This is a genomic window from Cellulosimicrobium sp. ES-005 (genome assembly GCF_040448685.1).
In the GTDB taxonomy this organism is placed as follows: domain Bacteria; phylum Actinomycetota; class Actinomycetes; order Actinomycetales; family Cellulomonadaceae; genus Cellulosimicrobium; species Cellulosimicrobium cellulans_G.
This window is the reverse complement of sequence record NZ_CP159290.1, coordinates 4360868-4382308: the sequence shown is the minus strand read 5'-3', so window position 1 is coordinate 4382308 and position 21441 is coordinate 4360868. Positions and strand designations below refer to the sequence as shown.

General features: G+C 75.1%; 18 protein-coding genes and 1 pseudogene. 13 read left to right on the top strand and 6 right to left on the bottom strand.

Translation table 11 applies throughout. The features are described from left to right. Positions 1 to 14: 14 nt before the first annotated feature. Positions 15 to 797, bottom strand: a complete 783-nt coding sequence (locus ABRQ22_RS19540) for a general stress protein (protein ID WP_353707885.1) — start codon at positions 795 to 797, stop codon at positions 15 to 17. A gap of 132 nt (positions 798 to 929) precedes the next feature. On the opposite strand from ABRQ22_RS19540, the gene ABRQ22_RS19535 reads away from it, so the two are divergent. Both ABRQ22_RS19535 and ABRQ22_RS19530 read left to right on the top strand, forming a co-directional pair. Continuing rightward, positions 930 to 2270, top strand: a complete 1341-nt coding sequence (locus ABRQ22_RS19535) for a CBS domain-containing protein (RefSeq protein ID WP_353707884.1) — start codon at positions 930 to 932, stop codon at positions 2268 to 2270. Then, on the top strand, positions 2263 to 2772 hold the full coding sequence (locus ABRQ22_RS19530; RefSeq protein ID WP_253050923.1) for a DUF1003 domain-containing protein: 510 nt from the start codon (positions 2263 to 2265) through the stop codon (positions 2770 to 2772). Before ABRQ22_RS19535 ends, ABRQ22_RS19530 begins: the two co-directional genes overlap by 8 nt. A 77-nt stretch (positions 2773 to 2849) precedes the next feature. Here ABRQ22_RS19530 and ABRQ22_RS19525 read toward each other — a convergent pair whose 3' ends face one another. Next, on the bottom strand, positions 2850 to 3647 hold the full coding sequence (locus ABRQ22_RS19525; protein ID WP_353707883.1) for a maleylpyruvate isomerase family mycothiol-dependent enzyme: 798 nt from the start codon (positions 3645 to 3647) through the stop codon (positions 2850 to 2852). 109 nt (positions 3648 to 3756) lie between these two features. Here ABRQ22_RS19525 and ABRQ22_RS19520 point away from each other — a divergent pair, with 109 nt between their 5' ends. The 11 genes and pseudogenes from ABRQ22_RS19520 (at position 3757) to galK (ending at position 16704) form a co-directional block, all read left to right on the top strand. Further along, a complete protein-coding gene (locus tag ABRQ22_RS19520) occupies positions 3757 to 4905 on the top strand; it encodes a P-loop NTPase (protein ID WP_353707882.1) in 1149 nt (382 codons plus the stop codon). A 454-nt stretch (positions 4906 to 5359) separates the two neighbouring features. Beyond that, entirely contained in the window at positions 5360 to 6379 is a 1020-nt protein-coding gene (locus ABRQ22_RS19515) for a secretion protein HlyD (protein ID WP_253050920.1), read from the top strand. After that, positions 6376 to 7263: an ABC transporter ATP-binding protein gene (locus ABRQ22_RS19510; protein ID WP_353707881.1), complete on the top strand. Its 888-nt coding sequence runs from the start codon at positions 6376 to 6378 to the stop codon at positions 7261 to 7263. Before ABRQ22_RS19515 ends, ABRQ22_RS19510 begins: the two co-directional genes overlap by 4 nt. Continuing rightward, positions 7260 to 8471, top strand: coding sequence for an ABC transporter permease (locus ABRQ22_RS19505; protein WP_353707880.1), 1212 nt, complete (start codon positions 7260 to 7262; stop codon positions 8469 to 8471). The genes ABRQ22_RS19510 and ABRQ22_RS19505 overlap by 4 nt, the downstream gene beginning before the upstream one ends. Before the next feature lie 76 nt (positions 8472 to 8547). Further along, positions 8548 to 9519 (top strand): hypothetical protein, encoded by a 972-nt coding sequence (locus ABRQ22_RS19500; RefSeq protein WP_353707879.1) that lies wholly within the window; start codon positions 8548 to 8550, stop codon positions 9517 to 9519. Further along, complete coding sequence (locus ABRQ22_RS19495) at positions 9516 to 11093, top strand: hypothetical protein (RefSeq protein WP_353707878.1); 1578 nt, start codon at positions 9516 to 9518, stop codon at positions 11091 to 11093. The genes ABRQ22_RS19500 and ABRQ22_RS19495 overlap by 4 nt, the downstream gene beginning before the upstream one ends. Positions 11094 to 11245: 152 nt before the next feature. Continuing rightward, the gene (locus tag ABRQ22_RS19490; RefSeq protein WP_253051431.1) at positions 11246 to 11896 is read left to right on the top strand and encodes an ABC transporter ATP-binding protein; all 651 of its coding nucleotides are present in this window, start codon (positions 11246 to 11248) and stop codon (positions 11894 to 11896) included. Between the two features lie 68 nt (positions 11897 to 11964). Continuing rightward, positions 11965 to 13197, top strand: coding sequence for an ABC transporter permease (locus ABRQ22_RS19485; RefSeq protein WP_353709587.1), 1233 nt, complete (start codon positions 11965 to 11967; stop codon positions 13195 to 13197). A 154-nt stretch (positions 13198 to 13351) separates the two neighbouring features. After that, positions 13352 to 14125 (top strand): DeoR/GlpR family DNA-binding transcription regulator, encoded by a 774-nt coding sequence (locus ABRQ22_RS19480; protein ID WP_253050915.1) that lies wholly within the window; start codon positions 13352 to 13354, stop codon positions 14123 to 14125. 53 nt (positions 14126 to 14178) lie between these two features. After that, positions 14179 to 15381 (top strand): annotated as a pseudogene (gene galT, locus ABRQ22_RS19475) (galactose-1-phosphate uridylyltransferase); the annotation flags it as partial. Next, positions 15355 to 16704, top strand: a complete 1350-nt coding sequence (gene galK / locus ABRQ22_RS19470; RefSeq protein WP_353709586.1) for a galactokinase — start codon at positions 15355 to 15357, stop codon at positions 16702 to 16704. The pseudogene galT and the gene galK, both read left to right, overlap by 27 nt. Positions 16705 to 16798: 94 nt before the next feature. Here galK and ABRQ22_RS19465 read toward each other — a convergent pair whose 3' ends face one another. From ABRQ22_RS19465 to glyA, 4 genes are all read right to left on the bottom strand, one after another. Continuing rightward, positions 16799 to 17602: an exodeoxyribonuclease III gene (locus ABRQ22_RS19465; RefSeq protein WP_353707877.1), complete on the bottom strand. Its 804-nt coding sequence runs from the start codon at positions 17600 to 17602 to the stop codon at positions 16799 to 16801. 102 nt (positions 17603 to 17704) lie between these two features. Further along, the gene (locus ABRQ22_RS19460) at positions 17705 to 19141 is read right to left on the bottom strand and encodes an MFS transporter (RefSeq protein ID WP_353707876.1); all 1437 of its coding nucleotides are present in this window, start codon (positions 19139 to 19141) and stop codon (positions 17705 to 17707) included. A gap of 86 nt (positions 19142 to 19227) precedes the next feature. Then, positions 19228 to 20109 carry a bifunctional methylenetetrahydrofolate dehydrogenase/methenyltetrahydrofolate cyclohydrolase gene (locus ABRQ22_RS19455; protein ID WP_353707875.1) on the bottom strand — a complete coding sequence of 294 codons (882 nt, stop codon included), beginning with the start codon at positions 20107 to 20109 and terminating at the stop codon, positions 19228 to 19230. Beyond that, a complete protein-coding gene (glyA, locus tag ABRQ22_RS19450; protein ID WP_353707874.1) occupies positions 20106 to 21395 on the bottom strand; it encodes a serine hydroxymethyltransferase in 1290 nt (429 codons plus the stop codon). The genes ABRQ22_RS19455 and glyA overlap by 4 nt, the downstream gene beginning before the upstream one ends. Positions 21396 to 21441 lie beyond the last annotated feature (46 nt).

The following is a 21441-nucleotide window of genomic DNA, read 5'->3' as shown; positions in this document are numbered from 1 at the left end:
GCCCTCGTCGTCCGTCAGGCGGGACGCTCGGGCTGGTCCGGCTGCTGCGCTCCCGGGGCCTGCTCGGTGCCGGGCTCCGCGTCGGCCGGCTGGTCCGACGTCGGTCGCATGGCGCCGTAGCGCGGCTCCCCGGTCGGCGTGGTCCAGCGGGGGTCGGGCGTCCGGGCGGGCGGCGCGACCGGGGGCGTGGGCGCCGGGCCGGCGCCCGACGTCGGCTCGGGCGCCGGGGCGGTCGGCGTGGGAGCCGCGGGAGGCGGGGTCGCTCCGGGCGTGCCCCACGTCGGGTTCGCCGGGGCGGCCGGGGCACGGACCCCGCCCGCGCCCTCCGGCATCCGCGCGAGGAGCTGGCGCGCGTCGCCCGCGCGCTCGGGCGCGCAGAGGATCCCGTACGACGAGGCGACGATCTGGCTCTGCGACGTGAAGTCGCGCTTGCCCTGCGTGAGGGCGTACGACAGCACGGAGAAGAGGAGGCCGAACCCGGCGCCGATCGCGATGGCCGTGAGGACGAACCCGCCCTGGCCGGAGAACATGAAGAGCAGCAGGCCGACGAAGAGTCCGAACCACGCGCCGGACGCCGCGCCCGCGATCGCGACCCGCCCGTACGTGAGCCGGCCCGTCACGCGCTCGACCATCTTGAGGTCGGTGCCGACGATCGTCACGAGCTCGACCGCGAACTTGTTGTCGGAGAGGAAGTCGACCGCCTTCTGCGCCTCGAGGTAGGTCGCGTACGACGCGATCTCCTCACCACGGGGCGGGGTGGGGACACGGGGGACGGCACCCGGGCGTGACATGCTCATTCGCCCAGTCTGTCCTACTCGTGCCGACCGCGCGAGGCCCGCCCCTCCGCGCACCCGCGGATCCTGGCCGCCCGAGGGCGCCACCCGTCTCAGGAGCGCGCGGCGGCCCGGGCGCGTGCGTAGGCTGGCGGCGTGAGCGCAGCCACCACCGTCTTCGTCGCGCGCCTGGCCGGGACCAGCGTGTTCGACCCCATCGGCGACCAGGTCGGACGGGTGCGGGACGTCGTCGTGCTCATCCGCCCCAAGGGCGCGCCCCGCGCCGTGGGCCTCGTCGTCGAGGTGCCCGGGAGACGCCGGGTCTTCCTCCCGCTCACGCGCGTCACGAGCATCGACGCGGGCCAGGTCATCTCGACGGGCCTGGTGAACATGCGGCGGTTCGAGCAGCGCGCGATGGAGACGCTCGCCGTCAGCGAGCTGCTGGAGCGCACGGTCGAGCTCGTCGACGGGTCGGGCTCGGCGACGGTCGAGGACCTCGCGATCGAGCGGCAGCGCACCGGCGACTGGCTCGTCACCAAGCTGTACGTGCGGCGCCGCGCGCAGCACAAGGGCACGCTCGGCCTGCGCCGACGGGGCGACGCGATCGTCGTGGACGTGGGGGCGGTCACCGGCCTGGCGGGCAGCACCGAGGCGCAGGGCGCCGCGATGCTCCTGGCCGCCTACGACGACCTCAAGCCCGCCGACCTCGCCGACGTCATCCACGACCTGGGCGACACGCGCCGGCTCGAGGTCGCGGGCGCGCTCGACAACGAGCGCCTCGCCGACGTCCTCGAGGAGCTGCCCGAGGACGACCAGGTCGCGATCCTCTCCGGCCTCGACACCGACCGCGCCGCCGACGTCCTCGAGGCGATGCAGCCCGACGACGCGGCGGACCTGCTGCACGAGCTCCCCGAGGCGCAGGCCGCGCAGCTCCTCGAGCTCATGGAGCCGGAGGAGGCGCGCGACGTGCGCCGCCTGCTCGCCTACGCGGAGGACACCGCGGGCGGTCTCATGACGTCCGAGCCGGTCGTGCTCGGCCCCGAGACGACCATCGCCACCGCGCTCGCGCAGATCCGGCGCAAGGACCTCGCCCCCGCGCTCGCGTCGATGGTGTTCGTCGCCCGGCCCCCGCTCGAGACGCCCACGGGCCGGTTCCTCGGCGTCGCGCACTTCCAGCGGCTGCTGCGCGAGCCCCCGCACGCGGCCGTCGGCTCGGTGCTCGACTCCGACGTCGAGGGCGTCGCTCCCGACGCTCCCCTGGGGCGCGTCACGCGCATCCTCGCGACGTACGACCTCCTGTGCGTCCCCGTGCTCGACGCGGAGAAGCGCCTGCTCGGCGCGATCAGCGTCGACGACGTGCTCGACCACATGCTCCCGGACGACTGGCGCGAGACGGACGACGACGTGGACACCGAGCAGGCGCGCGCCACGCTCGCGCCCGGCTCGCTGCCGCGTCCCGCGGCCCGCGGCGGCGCGACGGGGGTGACCCGTGGCTGACCGCCTCGACACCCCGAAGAGCGCGCGGCGCTCCCTCATCCCGCGGGTCAAGGTCGACCAGGACGCGGTCGGCCGTGCGACCGAGGGCATCGCCCGGTTCCTGGGCACGCCCCGGTTCCTCGTCTACCTCACCGTGTTCTGCGCGGTGTGGATCATCTGGAACTCGTGGGGGCCGGAGGGCCTGCGGTTCGACTCCGCGGAGTTCGGGTTCACCGCGCTCACCCTCATGCTCTCGCTCCAGGCGTCGTACGCGGCGCCGCTCATCCTGCTCGCGCAGAACCGCCAGGACGACCGCGACCGCGTCACCGCCGAGCAGGACCGGCAGCGCGCGGAGCGCAACCTCGCCGACACCGAGTACCTCGCGCGCGAGATGGCCGCGCTGCGCATCGCGCTGAGCGAGGTGGCCACGCGCGACTTCGTGCGCTCCGAGATCCGCAACCTGCTGGAAGAGCTGGAGGAGAAGTCGGCCCGCCAGCCCGACGACGAACCCTCCGACCGCTGACGCGAGGTCGACCCGCCCGTCGCCAGATCGACCCCCCGAGGGTCGATCTCGGCCGCTCGGGTCGATCTCAGGATCCGCTACCGCGTGCCCTCGGCCGCCACGCGGCGCAGGCGCTCGACGAGCGCGGGGTCACCCTCGACGGCTAGGCCGTCGGCCGGGCCCCGGCCCCACAGCCACAGGTCGAGCGCCCACGCGGGGCCGGAGACCTGCGTCGTGGTCGAGCCGGGGAGGTCCACGAGCTGCGCGACGTCGAGGTCGTACGCGGTGCCCGACTCCGGGCCCGTCCCGGTGAAGCGCCCGAACGCGAGCTCCCAGCTCCGGGGCCGCTCCCCGAACCCGTCCACGACGACCGACACCGTCGCGCCGTCGGGCGTGAACACGCCCCAGCCGGGCACGCCGTCGACCATCACCGACAGCACCTCGTCGACGCCGTCCGCCGCGACGTCCGGGTCGGCGGGCGTGACGTCCCGGCCGGCCGTGAGCTCGGCGTCCGCGCGGTGGATCAGCGCCTCGTGCGCCTGCCGGCGCACGACCCAGCCGACGTGGCGGCCGTCGTCGTGCCACGACCAGCACGGCTCCGCCGGGTCGCGACCCGTGAGAGCGGCGACGAGCCGGCTCGTCGAGCGCTGCAGCAGCGCGGGCAGCTCCGCGTCCGACGACGGCCGCGCGAGCGGGGTGACCTCGTCGCCGTCGAGGCCGTGCCCGGGGGCGGGCCCGACGACGCGCGCCCAGAAGTCCTGCACCTCCGCGAGGTGGTAGAGCAGGTCCGCGCCGGTCCACTCGGGGCACGACGGCACGCGCGCGTCCGGGGGCGCGCTGCGCACGGCGTCGCCGAACAGCTCGCTGTCCCGTGCGAGGGAGGCCAGGGCGTCCATCCGTGCACCGTAGACCCGTTCGGCGCACCACGGCGTGCGATGCGCCTCACGTCCGTCCCGGGACCTAGGGCCCGGCGGACCGCGGCGCCGGCGCGCCTACGATGGGTCCATGCCCGACCCTGTTGCAGACCCGCTCGAGCACGCCGTCCGGCAGGCCCTCACCACGGTCCTCGACCCGGAGATCCGCCGCCCCGTCACGGACCTCGGCATGATCCGCTCGGTCGCGGTCGCGCCCGGGGCGCCGGGCGCCGTCGTGACGGTGGGCGTGGACCTCACGGTCGCGACGTGCCCGATGCGCGACACGCTCTCGCGCGACGTCGCCGCCGCCGTGCGTGCCGTCGACGGCGTGGCGGACGTGCGCGTGGACCTGGGCGTCATGAGCGCGGAGCAGCGCGCCGAGCTGCGCACGATGCTGCGCGGCGGCGTGGGCGAGCCCGAGATCCCGTTCGCGAAGCCGGAGTCGCTGACCAGGGTCTACGCGATCGCGTCCGGCAAGGGCGGCGTGGGCAAGTCGTCCGTCACGGCGAACCTCGCGGTCGCGCTCGCGGCGCAGGGCCTCGAGGTCGGCGTCGTCGACGCGGACATCTACGGGTTCTCGATCCCGCGCATGCTGGGCGTCGACCGGCAGCCCACGCGGGTCGACAACATGCTCCTGCCGCCGATCGCGCACGGGGTGAAGGTCGTCTCGATCGGCATGTTCGTCCCGCCCGGCCAGCCGGTCGTGTGGCGGGGTCCCATGCTGCACCGGGCGCTCCAGCAGTTCCTCGCGGACGTGTTCTGGGGCGACCTCGACGTGCTGCTCCTCGACCTGCCGCCCGGGACGGGGGACATCGCGATCTCCGTGGCGCAGCTCCTGCCGGGCAGCGAGATCGTCGTCGTCACGACGCCCCAGGTCGCGGCCGCCGAGGTCGCGGAGCGCGCGGGCTCGGTCGCCACGCAGACGCAGCAGGGCGTGGTGGGCGTCGTCGAGAACATGTCGTGGCTCGAGCAGCCCGACGGGTCGCGGCTGGAGGTCTTCGGGTCCGGCGGAGGTGAGCGCGTCGCGGCGAACCTGTCCCGCGCCACCGGGACCGACGTCCCGCTCCTCGGCCAGGTCCCGCTCGACGTGTCGCTGCGCGAGGCGGGCGACGGCGGCACCCCCGTGGTGCTCGCCGACCCCGGTTCGCCCGCGGCCGTCGCGCTGCACGACGTCGCGCTCGGGCTCGCGCGGAGGCCGCGCGGCCTCGCGGGGCGCTCGCTCGGGGTCACGGTCGTCTGACGCCTCCTGCCGGGGCGCCTGACGCCTCGTGCCGGGGCGCCCGAACGGGGAGCCCGGGGGCCCGGGCGGGCGACGTGCCTCGTCGTCCGGCAGGGCCCCTGTCTTTTCTCCGTGCCACGGTATAGTCTCGCCCGCATCTCGTCAGGGGGGACGGCCGTCGGGCCGGTGAGGGGGATCGTGTCGTGGCGTCGTCGCTGCTCCACGCTGCCCTCTTGCGCCCTCGCACGCCTTTGCGCACCCTCGCCCGTTCCCCGTCGCCCCGCGCGGGGGCGTTCGGCCCGTTACCGATAGGTGACCTCTGGGTGGAGAGAACGCGACGGAACTCCTCCCCAGGGATGACGACGCCCCCGGTCCGCACCCCTAGCCTCGGGCCGGGCGTCCACCCGACCGCCCTCGCAGCACCCCCTCACCGACCGTCACCGTCGTCCCGTCACCGTCGCCCAGGAGCCCGCACGTGGGTATCACCCGCCGGATCGTCTTCCCCGCCCTCCGCATCGTCGTCTGGGGGGTCATCGCCGCCGCGCTCGCCGTGATCGCCTTCCGGTCGGCGCCCGAGCCCCCCGCGGACCCGGCCGTGCCGTCCGCGGAGCTCGTCGAGCCGCGCGTGACCGTGACCACGGGCGACGTCACCAACACCGTCACCCTGACCGGGCAGATCGTCGCGGACCCGGCCGCGCCGCAGAAGGTCACGCAGCGCGGCGTCGTGACGGCGGTGCACGCCCAGCCGGGCGACGTCGTCGAGGCCGGTGCGCCGCTGCTCGAGGTGACGCTCACCGAGCCGCAGGAGCCGGTGACGAAGACCGACCCCGAGACCGGCGAGGTCACGGTCACCGAGCGCCGGCCGAAGGTGACGAAGGAGACCGTGAAGGCCACCACCGCCGGCACGGTCGCCACGTTCACCGCTCTGAAGGACCAGGAGGTCGCCGTCGGCGAGGACTTCGCGTCGGTCTCCCCCGGGACGCTCTCCGTCACGGGCAGCATGGTCGCCGAGCAGCAGTTCCGCCTGCTCCAGATCCCGACCGAGGCGACGGTCACCGTCACCGGCGGGCCCGCACCGTTCACCTGCACGAACCTGCGCATGGGCACTGCCGCCGCTCCCGCCGGGACGCCCGAGGACGGCGCGACCGACCCCGCCGCGGGCGCGACCTCGGCGAGCGTCACGTGCGCCGTGCCGGGCGACGTCACCGTCTTCGCCGGGCTCGCCGCCGAGCTCGAGATCACCGCCGGCTCTGTCGAGGGCGCCCTCGTCGTGCCCGTGACCGCGGTGCTCGGCCGGGTCGAGCAGGGCAAGGTGTGGGTCGTCGGCCCCGACGGCGAGCCCGAGGAGCGCGCCGTCACCCTCGGCCTCACCGACGGCAGCGTCGTCCAGGTCACCGAGGGGCTCGCCGAGGGCGACGAGGTCCTCGAGTTCGTGCCCGGCCAGGACGTCGTGCCGGTCGTCGACCCCCTGACCGGCGAGGTGGTCGGGGGATGAGCCTCCTGGAGCTGAGCGGGGTCGCCCGCTCCGTCCTCCTCCCCGACGACCGCGAGCTGGAGATCCTGCGCGGCATCGACCTCACCGTCGATGCCGGAGAGCACGTCTCGATCGTCGGGCGGTCGGGCACCGGCAAGTCCACCCTGCTCAACATCCTCGGGCTCCTCGACACCCCGACCGGCGGCGAGTACCTGCTCGACGGCGTCCCCATCGGCCGGCTCTCCGGACGCGCCCGGGCGCGTCGCCGCGGGACGGACTTCGGGTTCGTCTTCCAGCAGTTCAACCTCCTCCAGGGCCGCACGGCGCTCGAGAACGTCGTCGCGCCGCTGCTGTACGCGCGCGGCCGGCAGTTCTGGCAGCGCCGGACGCTGGCCGCGGAGATGCTCGACCGCGTCGGGCTCGGCGACCGCCTCGACACCCGCCCGGAGAAGCTCTCGGGCGGCGAGCAGCAGCGCGTCGCCATCGCCCGTGCGCTCGTGCGCGTGCCCCGCGTGATCCTCGCCGACGAGCCCACGGGCGCGCTCGACGTCGACACGGGCAGCGAGGTCATGGACCTGCTCGACACGATCGCGCGCGAGAACGGGTCGGCGCTCATCGCCATCACGCACGACCTCGCGGTCGCGTCGCGCGCGGCCCGCCAGTTCCGGCTCGCCGACGGCGTGCTCACCCCGATCGCCATCAGCGCGCGCAGCGCCGGCTCGCTCGCGTCGCTCGACGCCCCGGGCGCACACCCCGGGACCCAGGACGTCGCGGGGCCCTACGGCCCCGGGGCGGAGGGCGCCACCGCGCCCGCGCTGGAGGCCGGCGACGACCAGGCGGAGCACGTCGCGCGGCCCCTGGTCGCCTCGCACGGCTCCGCCCCGCGCGCGGGGGACGCCGCGTGACCGGGGTCGTCGGCGCCGTCCTCGAGGCGTGGGACGAGCTGCGGGTCCACAAGGTCCGCGTCCTGCTCGCGCTCGTCGGCGTCGCCGTCGCGGTCTGCGCGATCACGGCGATCTCCGCGGCCGGCGAGATGCTGCGCCAGGTCTCCGCCGAGCAGAACGACCGCTGGGGCGGTCGCGCCGCCACGCTCCAGGTGTCGGCCTGGCCGACCGGCGAGAGCGGGAGCGTCATGCCCGCGCCCGAGGAGTACGAGCGCGTGTTCGACGAGGTCGTCGAGCGCTACGCGATCGGCTACTCGTCGATGCTGCGCGACGCGCCGGCGCCCGTCCGCTTCCCCGACGGCACGCGCGAGGTCTACACGACCGGCGTCGAGGCCGACTGGGCCACGATGCACCGCTTCGAGGTGACGTCGGGACGGTGGTTCACCGACGCCGACGCCGACCGCCTCGCGCCCGCGCTCGTCGTCAACCAGGCGTTCCTCGACGCGCTCGGCGGCGTGACCGTGGCCGAGCACCCGACCGTGACGATCGGGGGCGACAACCCGGTGGTCGCGACCGTCGTCGGGGCGTTCCCGGACGACTGGCCGCAGGCCGAGCCGCAGGCCTACGTCCTCGTGGACGCGCAGTCGGCCTGGGTCACCCCGGAGTCGCTGGAGATGACCGGGCCGCCGCGGCTCGAGCTGTGGGTCCCCGACGAGCTCGCCGACGGCCTCGTCGAGGCGATCCAGCGTGACGTCGCGGGCGCGATCAGCGGCACGCAGGCCGAGGTCTACCGGTCCGACTCGGCGAGCTACGGCGTGGTCGACGGCGCGATCCGCTGGGTCGTGCTCGGCGTCAGCGTGATCGCGCTCCTGCTCGGCGGGCTCGGGCTCGTCAACATCGCGCTCGTCACCGTGCGCTACCGGATCCGCGAGATCGGGATCCGCCGGAGCTTCGGGGCGAGCTCGGGCCGCGTCTTCTTCTCCGTGATGATGGAGAGCGTCGTCGCGACGACCGTCGCGGGCGTGCTGGGCGTGACCGTCGCGGTCGTCGCGCTGCACAACCTCCCGCTCGACGCGCTCATGGGCTCGGCCGTCCAGGACGCCCCCGGCTTCCCGTTCTCCGCCGCGGTGACCGGGATGCTCGCCGCCGTCGGGATCGGCGCGCTCGCGGGCCTCCTTCCGGCGCTCGTCGCCGTCCGCGTCAAGGTGATCGACGCCATCCGCTACTGACCGACCGTCACGACGACGTCCGACGTACTCGACCGCTCCGCCCACAGCCAGGAACACCAGACAGGGGATGCACGACATGACACGACGACTCACGGCTCGCGCCACCACCACCGCGATGGTGATGGGGGGTGCGCTCCTGCTCGGGGCGTGCTCGTCGGGCGCAGAACCGTCGACCTCCGAGGCGGACAGCCCTCTGACCGCCTTCTTCGAGGACGTCTACGGGGACTGGGACGAGGAGAAGATGCAGGCGGAGCAGCGGGAGATCGAGGAGGCGACCGCCCGCTGCATGACCGAGCAGGGGTTCGAGTACCAGCCGGTCGACCAGTCCGGGATGAGCTTCACGTCCGAGGAGGACGCCGAGCGCGACCCGGAGCAGTACGCGGCGGAGTACGGGTACGGCTTCACCATCTACGAGGAGCCGTCCGCGGAGGAGCAGGCGGAGATGGACGCCTGGGTCGACCCGAACCAGGAGTACGTGGAGGCCATGTCCGAGTCGGAGCAGACCGCCTACTACGAGGCGCTCTACGGCGACATGGCGAGCATGGAGTACGACGAGGACGAGGAGATGCCGGAGTACGACCCGTCGACGGCCGGCTGCCAGGGTGCCGCGCAGGAGGAGGTCTACGGCGACCAGAACGCCCTCTGGGAGAGCGAGGAGATGACGGCGTTCAACGAGGCGACGACCCAGCTCTACGAGGACATCGCCGCCGACCCGCGCCTCAAGGAGGTCGACTCCGCGTGGGCCGGGTGCATGGCCGACGCGGGCTTCACCGGCTACGCCTCACCGCAGGAGGCGATGGACGACATGATGGAGCGCTCGAACGCGCTGTGGGAGGGTGCCGACCCGGAGGGACCGAGCGAGGAGACCCTCGAGGCGGCCAAGACCCTCGAGCGGGACACCGCCGTCGCCGACGCAGCCTGCCAGAAGGAGGTCGGCTACCAGGAGGTGCACCTGGACGTGCAGATCGACCTCGAGACGGCCTTCGTCGAGGAGCACCAGGCGGAGCTGGAGACGATCCGCGACCTCATGGCGGAGGCCCAGCGGTGAGCGTGGACGACACCCGGCTCCTCGACCCGGCGACGGAGGACCCCGCGGAGCCGGACCCGCAGGACGGCCGCGGGCGCCGCCGGCTCTCGCTGACGGGGCACCGCCTGGTGTGGTTCGTCGCCGGCGTCGCGGTGCTCAGCCTGGTGGCGGGCATCGTGCTCAGCCGGCTCGTCGTCTCGCCGGCGCAGGCGGCCGCCGACGCCGAGCCGCCCGAGGCGGGCCTCATCACCGTGCCCGTGGAGCGGCGGACGCTCGCCAACGACGTGACGCTGCGCGCGGACGCGACGTACGACGACGCGGTGTCGGTGAAGATCGAGACCGGCGACCTGGGTGGTCCCGCGGTCGTCACGGGGCAGGTCCCCGAGGTCGGCGCCGAGCTGGGCGCGGCGGGCGTCGCCCTGGAGATCGCGGGACGTCCGGTGATCGTGCTCCCGGGCGAGCTCCCGGCGTACCGGTCGCTGCGCGTGGGGGTCTCCGGTCCCGACGTGCTCCAGCTCAAGGCGGCGCTCGGTGCCGTGGGCATCGACCCCGGGCGCGCCGACAGCGACCTGTACGACGCCGCGACGGCCACCGCCGTCGAGAAGCTCTACGCGCAGGTCGGCTACCCGGCGCCGTCGGCCGCGGAGGAGGCCGCGCTCGCGCTGTCGAGCGCGCGCGAGGGCGTGCGCGCGGCGGAGGACGCGCTCGAGGGGGCGCGCGCCGCGCTCGCGGCGGCGCAGACCGGGGCGACCGACGTGGAGAAGCTGCAGGCCGACAACGCCGTGCGTGCCGCGGAGCGCGCGGTGGCGGCGGCGCAGGCCGAGGGCGGCGACGTCGCGGGCGCGCAGGACGAGCTCCGGCTCGCGCAGGCGCAGCGGGCCGAGCTCGACCGTCCGCGCCAGACGGCGGCGGAGAGCGCGGGCGTCGAGTCGGCGCGGCGCCAGCTCGCCGACGCGCAGGAGGCCCTCGAGGAGGCGCGGACGCAGACCCTGACGGCGCTGCCGGCGAGCGAGGTCCTCTTCCTCGCCGGGCTGCCCCGCCGCGTCGACGAGGTGCAGGTCGAGCGGGGCAGCACGATCGAGGGTCCGGTCATGTCCGTGTCCGGGGCGACGCTCGTGCTCGAGGCGTCGGCGGCGGCGTCCGACGCCGAGCTGCTCGAGGTCGGAGCGGCCGCGACGCTCACGCTGCCGGACGACTCCGAGGCGACGGCGACCGTGACGGCGGTCGAGCCGGCGTCGGCGGCGAAGGACGGCGAGGGCGAGGGCGACGAGAAGGGCGGGGGCGCCGGTCGCTTCACGGTCTCGCTGACCCCCGACGCCCTCACGCCCGAGCAGGTCACCGCCCTGCAGGGCCAGAACGTGCGCATCCGCGTCCCGGTCAGCTCGACGGGGGGCGAGGTGCTCGCCGTCCCGCTCGCGGCGCTCACCGCGGGGCCGGGGGGCGAGTCCCGCGTCGAGGTCCGGCGCGGGTCGGGCGCGGACGCGACGACCGAGCTCGTGGACGTCGAGACGGGGCTCGCGGCGCAGGGGTTCGTCGAGATCGTCTCCGCCGACGGCGAGCTCGACGAGGACGACCTGGTGGTGGTCGGCGAGTGACCTGGACCGAGCTGGGGCTCCCAGGGACCGATCCCGGCGGCGGCCCCGACGCGGTGGCCCCGGGACCGCCCGGCGGCACGACGTCGACCGACGGGTCGGCCGACGGCACCGGGGGCGGGAGCGTCCCCGCGGCCGTCGTCGACCTCGTCGACGTGTCGCGCAGCTTCCCGGGTCCGCCCCGGGTGGACGCGCTCCGGGGAGTGAGCCTGCGCGTGGACCCCGGCGAGTACGTGTCGATCATCGGCCCGTCGGGCTCGGGCAAGTCCACGCTGCTCAACATCCTGGGCCTCCTCGACCGGCCGACGTCGGGCGAGTACCTGCTCGACGGCGTCCCGACCGGGAGCGCGTCGGAGTCGGTGCGCTCGAGCCTGCGCGGCGGTCGGATCGGCTTCGTCTTCCAGTCCTTCCACCTGCTGCCGCAGCGCACGGTGCTCGACAACGTCCTGCTCGCGACCCTGTACAGCGGCGTGCCGCGCGGGGAGCGCGAGGAGCGGGCCCGCACGGCGCTCGAACGCGTGCACCTCACGCACCGGACGACGTTCCACCCGACCACCCTCTCGGGGGGCGAGCGCCAGCGGGTCGCGGTCGCCCGGGCGATCGTCGCCGCGCCGCACCTGCTGCTCGCGGACGAGCCCACGGGCAACCTCGACTCGACGAACTCGGCGGAGGTCATGGACCTGTTCGACGAGCTCCACGGGGACGGGCTCACGCTGGCCGTCATCACGCACGACCCGGTCGTCTCCGCGCGCGCCGAGCGGCGCGTGCGGATCGCGGACGGCCGGCTCGAGGAGCTGGACCGGTGAGGGCGCCGTGGGACCGGGTCCGGCACGCGCGCCGGCGGGGCGCCGCGCGTCCCGGGCGCGACGCCCGGCTGCGGGTGCGCGGGCGCGACCGGTTCGGGGCGCGCGACCTCTTCGCCGAGGCGGCGCACGGCATCGCCGCGCGGCCCGGCCGGCTCCTGCTCACCGTGCTCGGGACCGTCCTGGGGATCGCGTCCGTCGTCGTGACGGTCGGCCTCGCGCAGACCGCCGCCGGGCAGATCAGCAAGCAGTTCGACGCGGTCGCGGCGACGCAGGTCGTCGTCGAGCCGAAGACGACGACGCTCATGTCGGGCGAGGAGCGCGCCGTCGCGCGGCTCCCGTGGGACGGCCCCGAGCGCGTGCTGCGCCTCGCAGGCGTCGAGGAGGCAGGGGCGGTCGCGGCCGTGGACGTCGCGGGGGCGTCCGTCACGGCGGTGCCCGTCAACGACCCGTCCGTCGCCGCCCAGGCGAGCCCGGACGTCGTCGCCGCGACGCCGGGGCTCCTGGGCGCCGTGCGGGGCGAGGTCGTCACCGGTCGGTTCTTCGACGCCGGGCACGACGCGCGCGCCGACCGTGTCGCGGTCCTCGGGGCCCGCGCGGCCGAGCGGCTCGGGATCAACCGCGTGGACCGTCAGCCGTCGGTCTTCGTGGGCGAGCGGTCGTACACGGTGATGGGGATCGTCGACGACGTGCAGCGCCGTACCGACCTGCTGGACGCCGTGATCCTCCCCGCCGGCACGGCGCGCGCCGACTTCGGGGTCGGCACCCCGGAGGAGCTGCAGCTCCGGATCGCGACGGGCGCGGGGAGCGTCGTGGCGCGGCAGGCGCCCGTCGCGCTGGACCCCAACGCCCCGGAGGGCTTCGTGGTCAAGGCGCCCACGTCGGGCTCGGCGCTGCGGGAGAACGTCCAGGCGGACGTCAACGCGATCTTCCTCGCGCTCGGCGGCATCGCGCTCCTCGTCGGCGGGGTGGGGATCGCCAACATCACGCTGCTCTCGGTCATGGAGCGGGTCGGCGAGATCGGGCTGCGGCGCGCGCTGGGGGCGACCCGACGCGACATCGGTGCGCAGTTCGTCGTGGAGTCGGTCGTCGTCGGGCTGCTGGGCGGCCTCGTCGGGGCCGCGCTGGGCGTGATGGCGGTGGTCGTCGTCTCCGTGGTGCAGGAGTGGACGCCGATCCTCGACGTCCGCATGGCCCTCGGTGCGGCGCTCCTCGGCGGCGTGGTCGGCCTCCTCGCCGGCACCTACCCGGCCCTCAAGGCCGCGGCGATCGAGCCGATCGCTGCGCTCCGCGGCGGGACCTGACCGCGCGGGTCGCGCGGGTCGCCCGGTCGGGACGAGTTCCCGACCGGGCGTCCCGCCGGGCGACCCGTCGTCGTCGGCCTGCGCGCAAGCAACCCGATGTTTGGTCGTGTTCGATCGTGTTGGATTTCTCGGCGATGTGGACAATACTGGTCGCATGCTCGCCTCACAGCGCCAGGAGCGCATCCTCGCGGAGATCCGGGACCACGGCGCGGTCCGCATCGGCGACCTGACCCGAGAGCTCGGGGTGTCGGACATGACGATCCGGCGCGACCTCGTCGAGCTCGCCGACCAGGGGCTCGTCCGCAAGGTCCACGGGGGCGCCGTCGCCCCCCACACGACCGCGCACGAGCCCGGCTTCGCCGCCAAGAGCTCGCGCGAGGCCGCGGAGAAGGAGGCCATCGCGACGGCCGCCGCCCGGCTCATCACCGCGAACGCGTCGGTGGCGCTCAGCGCCGGCACGACCACCCACCTGCTCGCCGCCCGCATCGCCGCGGACCCCGCGCTGCGCCCCCTGACGGTCGTGACGAACTCTCTCCCGGTCGCCGAGATCCTGCACCGGGCGAACGACCCGCGCCTGGAGACGATCCTCACCGGCGGCAGCCGCACCCCGTCCGACGCGCTCGTCGGCCCCCTCGCGGAGGCCGCGCTCGCGGGCCTGCGCGTCGACCTCGCGTTCGTCGGCGCGCACGGCGTGGACCCGGAGATCGGGCTCACGACGCCGAACCTGGACGAGGCCGCGACCAACCGCGCGCTCATCGAGTCCGCGGGCCGCACCGTCGTCCTCGCCGACCACACGAAGTGGCACACGACCGGCCTGCGCGTCTTCGCGACCTTCGCCGACGTGGACGTCCTCATCACCGACGCCGGTCTCGCCGAGGACGAGCGCGCGCGTGTGCAGGACCTCGTCGAGCAGCTCGTCGTCACCTGACGGCGGACCGCAGCCGCCTCCTCCCACCGCACCGCGATCGGAACACCGCACGCATGAACCCCCACCTGCGCCGCACCTCGACCCGCCTCGCCGACGGCCGCGAGCTCGTCTACTTCGACGACTCGCCCGCGTACGTCTCGGGTGAGCGCTCACGTCGGCTCGACGACCCGCGGCCGCTGCCCGACCGGTTCGCCCCGGTGCCCGGCCCCGACGGGACCCCGCGCCCGTACGTCGGCCCCGAGATGCGCCGCGACCCGCTCACGGGCGACTGGATCCCGCTCGCCGCGCACCGGATGAACCGCACGTTCCTCCCCGCGGCCGACTCGTGCCCGCTGTGCCCCGCGCGTCCCGGTGCGGCGTACTCCGACGGCGAGGTCCCCGACACCGACTACGACGTCGTCGTCTTCGAGAACCGCTTCCCGTCGCTGCAGCGCGTCCCCGGGGTCGAGGACGCCGTCGTCGAGGACGCGCCGCTCCAGGTCCACGCCCCGGCCGCGGGCCGGTGCGAGGTCGTGTGCTTCTCGAGCGACCACCGCACGTCGTTCGGCGCGCTCTCGCCGCAGCGCGTGCGCACGATCATCGACGCGTGGGCCGACCGCACGGCCGCCCTCGGGGCCGAGCCGGGCGTGGAGCAGGTCTTCTGCTTCGAGAACCGCGGGCAGGAGATCGGCGTCACGCTGCACCACCCGCACGGGCAGATCTACGGCTACCCGTACGTCACGCCCCGCACGCGCGCGCTGCTCGACGAGGCGCGCGAGCACCACCGTCGCACGGGCCGCAACCTGCTGCGCGACGTGCTCGACTCCGAGCTCGCGGACGGGCGCCGCGTCGTGCTCGAGACCGAGCACTGGGTCGCCTACGTGCCGTTCGCGGCGCGCTGGCCCGTCGAGGTCCACCTCGCCCCGCGACGCGACGTGCCCGACCTGCCGGCCCTCACCGACGCCGAGCGCGACGACCTCGCGACCGCCTACCTCGAGCTCCTGCGCCGCCTCGACCGGTTCTTCGAGACGGCCGACGGCGACCCCATCCCGCTCCCCTACATCGCCGCGTGGCACCAGGCGCCGGCGCACGAGGGCCGCTCCGTCGCGGACGGCGGCACGGACGACGTCACCCTCGCGCGGCTGCACCTCCAGGTCTTCTCGGTCCTGCGCGCGCCGGGGAAGCTCAAGTACCTCGCCGGCTCGGAGTCCGGCATGGGCGCGTGGATCAGCGACACGACGCCCGAGCGGATCGCGGCGCGGCTCCAGGAGCTCGCGCCGTCGAGCGCGGCGCGCGGGTGGGTCCGCTCGTGGTCCGACGACGACGGCGCCGCCCGGGCTCGCGCGGTCTTCGCCACGGCGTTCGGCGCCGACGCGGCCGACGCCCGCGCCGGTGACGGCACCGGCGGCGAGCACGAGGACGACGTCCACGTCTGGGCGGCGCCCGGTCGCGTCAACCTCATCGGCGAGCACACCGACTACAACGCGGGCCTGTGCCTGCCGGTCGCGCTCCCCCACCGCACGTACGTCGCGCTGCGCCCACGCCCGGACTCGGTCGTCCGGCTCGCGTCCGCCCAGGCGCCCGGCGAGACGTGGACGACGACGCTCGACGACGTGGCCCCGGGCACGGTCGCGGGCTGGGGATCGTACGTCGCGGGCGTCGCCTGGGCACTGCGCGAGCACCTCCTCGCCCAGGGCACCGACCCCGGCGCGATCAGGGGCTTCGACGCGGCGGTCGACTCGAGCGTCCCGTTCGGGGCCGGGCTCTCCTCGTCGGCCGCGCTCGAGTGCGCGGTCGCGGTCGCGCTCGACGACGTCGCCGGGCTCGGCCTGGCCGCGACCGACGCCGGCCGCGCCGCCCTGGCGGCGGCGAGCGTCCGCGCCGAGAACGAGATCGCGGGCGCCCCGACGGGCGGCATGGACCAGTCCGCGTCCCTGCGCGCGCACGCCGGCCACGCGCTCCTCCTCGACTGCCGTCCCGGGCTCGACCCCGTCGCGTCCGCCGAGCAGGTGCCGTTCGACCTGGACGCCGCGGGGCTGGCCCTGCTCGTCGTCGACACGCGCGCCGAGCACCGGCTCGTCGACGGCCAGTACGCCGCGCGCCGCGCCACGTGCGAGGACGCCGCCCGCACGCTCGGGCTGGACTCCCTGCGCGAGCTCGCGGACGACGTCGCCGCGAGCGACGACCCTGCAGCCACCCTCGCCGTGGCCCTGGAGAAGCTGCCCGACGACGTCACGCGCCGCCGGGTGCGCCACGTCGTCACGGAGATCGCCCGCGTCCGCGACCTCGTCGCGCTCCTGCGCGACGGCCGTCCCGACGCGATCGGGCCGCTCATGAACGCGTCGCACGCGTCGCTGCGCGACGACTACGAGGTCTCGAGCGTCGAGCTCGACGTCGCCGTGGACGCCGCGCGCGTCGCCGGCGCCCTCGGCGCGCGCATGACCGGCGGCGGGTTCGGCGGCTCCGCGATCGCGCTCGTCCGCGCCGACCAGGTCGAGGTCGTCGCCGACGCCGTCCGCGCGGCGTTCGAGCGCGAGGGCCTCGGCGCCCCGGGCTTCCTCCTCGCGACCCCGTCCGCCCCAGCCGAGCGCGTCGCCTGACCCGACACGACGTCACACGCCGCCGAGCACGACATGAGGGTCGCAATGCGGCACATGACGACCCTCATGTCGTGCTCGGCGGGGGCGGAACGTCTCAGACGTCGTACGTGGCGACGAGGGGAGCGTGGTCGCTCCAGCGCTCGTCGTGCGTCGGCGCGCGGTCGACCTCGACCTTGACGGCGCGCTCGGCGAGCGACGGCGTGGCGAGCTGGTAGTCGATGCGCCAGCCCGAGTCGTTGTCGAACGCGCGCCCGCGCCACGACCACCACGTGAACGGGCCGGGGCCCTCGCCGCCGTGGACGCGGCCGAGGTCGACGAGGCCGATCTGGTCGAGCCAGGTGTCGACGTACGCGCGCTCCTCCGGGAGGAAGCCGGCGCTCTTGAGGTTGCCCTTCCAGTTCTTGATGTCGACGTTGTGGTGGGCGATGTTGAGGTCGCCCGCGAGCAGGACCTTCTCCTCCGTCGCCGCGAGCTCGCGCAGGCGCGCGGTGACCTTCTCGAGGTAGGCGTACTTGGCCACCATCGTCTCCGGCTGGCTCACGGTGCCGGAGTGGATGTACGCGGAGACCACGGTGAGGCGACCGCCGTCGGGCAGCTCGAGGTCCGCCTCCACCCAGCGGCCCGTGTCGACGGGCGGCTCCGGCTCGCCGGCGCCCAGCCCGACGCGCACCGCCGAGACGGGCAGCCGCGAGGCGACGGCGACGCCGGCCCGGCCCTTGATGTCGCACGCCTGGTGCGCGACGTGCCACCCGTCGAGGAGGTCGTTCACGATCGAGTCGGGGGCGCGGACCTCCTGGAGCAGGAGGACGTCGGGCGTGCGGGACGCGATCCAGGCGTCCATCCCGCGGCGGTAAGCGGCACGGATCCCGTTGACGTTGGCGGTGGCGATGGTGAGCAAGTGGGCTCGTCCTCCCTCGATGACGGTCGCGCGCGGCTGCCAGGACGGCCGCGGCACGCCGGCCATCCCATCACACGCCACCGACAGGACGGCTCCCTCTCGTCACGCGGGCGGCGTGGTCTCGCTCACGCTCACGAGGGCGACGCGGGCGGGCCGGAACGCGCCGGCGAGCACCGCGGAGACCGCGGCGAGCACGGCGAGGACGACGAACCCGACCCGGAGGTGGTGGGCGGTCGCGAACACGCCCGTGAGCACGCCGCCGAGCACCGCGCCCGCGTAGGTGAAGACGTTGAGGCGCGCGACCGCACGGTCCGTGACCGTCGCGACGATCCCGGCGGGAGGTTCGACCGGCGCCCCGCCCGCGTCCACGTCGACGAGCACGTCCTCGACGACCCGGTCGACCCCGCCGGCGTCCTCGACGTGCCCGCCCGGGGTCGCGGGCCCGGTGCTCACCGAGCCCGCCGCCACCGCCTCGCGGGCCCGGTCCCCGATCGCCGAGAAGGCGAGCGGCGCGACGACGCCGAGCCCGAGCCCGGTCGCCGCCAGCCCGAGCACCGCGACCGGCCAGGCGGGGGCCGCGGCGACCGCGACGAACCCGAGGGCGCCGAGCGTGCCGCCCAGGCGCACGACCCGCACCCGGCCGAGACGCTCGACGAGACCGTCGCCGACGAGCCGCGACACGATGAGGGCTGCCTGGTACGCCGCGTACCCCAGCGGGGCGGCGGCGGCGCTCGCCGCGAGGACGTCGCGCAGGAACGTCGCGCTCCAGCTCGACACGGCCGAGTCGGCGACGGGGAACGCGAGCATCCCCGCACCGAGCAGCGCGATCGTGCCCGCCGCGACCCACGGCACGGTCCCGAGCGCCGCCGCAGGACCGGGCTCGCGCGTCGACCCGACGGACGACGGCTCCGGACGGCCGGTGCCCGACGGCGCCGCGTGCGGCCGCGCCGAGCCTGCCGTCCCGTCCGGGAACGTGGCTGCGCGGGCCGCAGCCCCGCCGTCGGGCAGCCGCAGCGCGAGCCAGCCGGCGCCCGCGGCGACGAGCAGCGCCACGAGCGGGAGCGCGACCGGCTGACCGAGCCCGACGAGCGCGCTGCCCGAGACGGCGAGCGCACCCAGCACGCCCCCGGCGGCGTTGGCCGCGTAGAACGAGGCGAGCAGGCTGCGACCGTGCCCGCGCTCGACGTCGATCCCGAGCATGTTCATCGCGGCGTCGACGGCGCCGAGCGCGAGCCCGTAGAGCCCGATCGCCCCGAAGAAGAGGAGCCACGACGGCGCGGTCCCGATGCCCGCGACCGCGACCGCGGCGAGCAGCAGACCCCCCACGACCACGGCCCGCGCGCCGCGCCGCGCCGCCACGACGCCGGAGAGCGCGCTGCCCAGCCCGGCGAGGACGCACACGCCCAGCACGACGAGCGTGACGACGTCGTCGCCCATGCCGAGCCGCTCCTTGTACCCGGGGATGCTCGTGAGCACCACCGCGAACCCGAAGCCCTGCACGGCGTACGCCGCCGTCGTCGCGATGCGCGCCCTCGTCACCCGCGCAGACTAGCGCCTGCAGGCAAGCCCGGGAACGCCGCAGGGCGCGGCCGCGGGACTGCCCACGGCCGCGCCCTGGGGCGTGCTCAGGCGGTAGCGCGCTCCGCCGCGTCGACGACGTTCGCGAGGAGCATCGCGCGCGTCATCGGCCCGACCCCGCCGGGGTTCGGCGAGATCCAGCCCGCGACCTCGGCGACGTCGGGCGCGGCGTCCCCGACGACCCGGCTCTTGCCGGTCTCCGGGTCGACCTCGCGCGAGACACCGACGTCGATGACGACGGCGCCGGGCTTCACCATGTCGCGCGTGATGATGCCCCGGACGCCCGCCGCCGCGACGACGACGTCGGCGCGGCGCACGAGCTCGGCAAGGTCCGTCGTCCCGGTGTGCGTGAGCGTCACGGTCGCGTTGACGGCCCGGCGCGTGAGCAGCAGGCCGATCGACCGGCCGACGGTCACGCCGCGGCCCACGACCGCGACCTCCTTGCCCGCGAGGGAGATCCCGTGCCGCTCGATGAGCTCGATGATCCCGCGCGGCGTGCACGGCAGCGGCGAGGTCACCTCCTCGTTGACGCGCAGCACGAGGCGCCCGAGGTTCGTCGGGTGCAGCCCGTCGGCGTCCTTGGCCGGGTCGATGAGCTCGAGCACGCGGTTGGTGTCGATGCCCTTCGGGAGCGGGAGCTGCACGATGTACCCCGTGCAGGCCGGGTCCTCGTTGAGGCGGCGGACCGCGGCCTCGATCTCCTCCTGCGTCGCGTCGCCGGGCAGGTCCTCGCGGATCGAGGACAGCCCGACCTCGGCGCAGTCGCGGTGCTTGCCCGCGACGTACCACTGCGATCCGGGGTCGTCGCCGACGAGGAGCGTGCCCAGGCCGGGCACGACGCCCTTCCCGGCGAGGACCGCGAGGCGGTCCTTGAGCTCGGCCTTGATGGTCGCGGCGGTCGCCTTGCCGTCGAGGATCTGCGCGGTCACTGGTGGAGGCCCGGGTACAGCGGGAAGTCGGCCGTGAGCTTCTGCACGCGGGCGCGCAGCGCGTCGGCGTCGGTCGCGGCGCCCTCGCGCAGCGCGGTCGCGATGATCTCGGCGACCTCGGTGAACTCGGCGTCGCCGAAGCCGCGGGTCGCGAGCGCGGGCGTGCCGATGCGCAGGCCGGACGTGACGCGCGGGGGGCGCGGGTCGAACGGCACGGCGTTGCGGTTCACGGTGATGCCGACCTCGTGCAGGAGGTCCTCGGCCTGCTGGCCGTCGAGCGCGGAGTGGCGCAGGTCGACGAGCACGAGGTGGACGTCGGTGCCGCCCGTGAGGACGGAGACGCCGGCCTGGGCCACGTCGGCCTGGGCGAGGCGGTCGGCGATGATGCTCGCGCCGCGCAGCGTGCGCTCCTGGCGGTCGCGGAAGTCGTCCGAGCCCGCGATCTTGAAGGAGACGGCCTTGGCGGCGACGACGTGCATGAGCGGGCCGCCCTGCTGGCCCGGGAAGACGGCGGAGTCGATCTTCTTGGCGTACTCCTCCTTGCTCAGGATGAAGCCGGAGCGGGGGCCGCCGATCGTCTTGTGCACCGTGGAGGAGACGACGTCCGCGTAGGGCACCGGGGACGGGTGCAGGCCCGCGGCGACGAGGCCCGCGAAGTGCGCCATGTCCACCCAGAGCTTCGCGCCGACCTCGTCCGCGATCTCGCGGAACGCGGCGAAGTCGAGGTGGCGCGGGTAGGCGGACCAGCCGCCGATGATGACGTCGGGGCGCGTCTCGAGGGCCTGCTTGCGCACCTCGTCCATCTCGACGCGGTACGACTGCGGGTCCACGCCGTACGCCGCGACGTCGTACAGCTTGCCGGAGAAGTTGATCTTCATGCCGTGCGTGAGGTGGCCGCCGTGCGCGAGCTCGAGGCCGAAGATCTTGTCGCCCTTGTTGATGAGCGCGTGGAGCACGGCCGCGTTCGCCGTGGCGCCCGAGTGCGGCTGGACGTTGGCGTGCTCGGCGCCGAACAGCTCCTTGGCGCGCGCGATCGCGAGGTTCTCCGCGATGTCGACCTGCTCGCAGCCACCGTAGTAGCGGCGGCCCGGGTAGCCCTCGGCGTACTTGTTGGTGAGCACGGAACCCTGCGCCTGCAGGACGGCGCGCGGGACGAAGTTCTCGGACGCGATCATCTCGAGGGTGTCGCGCTGGCGCGCGAGCTCCCCGTCGAGGACGGCCGCGATCTCGGGGTCGAGCTCGGCGAGCGGGGTGTCGAGGACGTTGTCGGCTGGCTGGGCGCTCATGGCGTCTCCTCCGCGGGTGCTTGGCAGTGTGTCGTCGGTGGTCACG

What these genes read in the sequence shown, in the direction of transcription:
- ABRQ22_RS19510 (WP_353707881.1), top strand. Translation starts at nt 6,376, where the DNA reads ATGAGCCTCCTGGAGCTGAGCGGGGTCGCCCGCTCCGTCCTCCTCCCC.
- ABRQ22_RS19520 (WP_353707882.1), top strand. Translation starts at nt 3,757, where the DNA reads ATGCCCGACCCTGTTGCAGACCCGCTCGAGCACGCCGTCCGGCAGGCC.
- glyA (WP_353707874.1), bottom strand. Translation starts at nt 21,395, where the DNA reads ATGAGCGCCCAGCCAGCCGACAACGTCCTCGACACCCCGCTCGCCGAG.
- ABRQ22_RS19540 (WP_353707885.1), bottom strand. Translation starts at nt 797, where the DNA reads ATGAGCATGTCACGCCCGGGTGCCGTCCCCCGTGTCCCCACCCCGCCC.
- ABRQ22_RS19500 (WP_353707879.1), top strand. Translation starts at nt 8,548, where the DNA reads ATGACACGACGACTCACGGCTCGCGCCACCACCACCGCGATGGTGATG.
- ABRQ22_RS19525 (WP_353707883.1), bottom strand. Translation starts at nt 3,647, where the DNA reads ATGGACGCCCTGGCCTCCCTCGCACGGGACAGCGAGCTGTTCGGCGAC.
- ABRQ22_RS19480 (WP_253050915.1), top strand. Translation starts at nt 13,352, where the DNA reads ATGCTCGCCTCACAGCGCCAGGAGCGCATCCTCGCGGAGATCCGGGAC.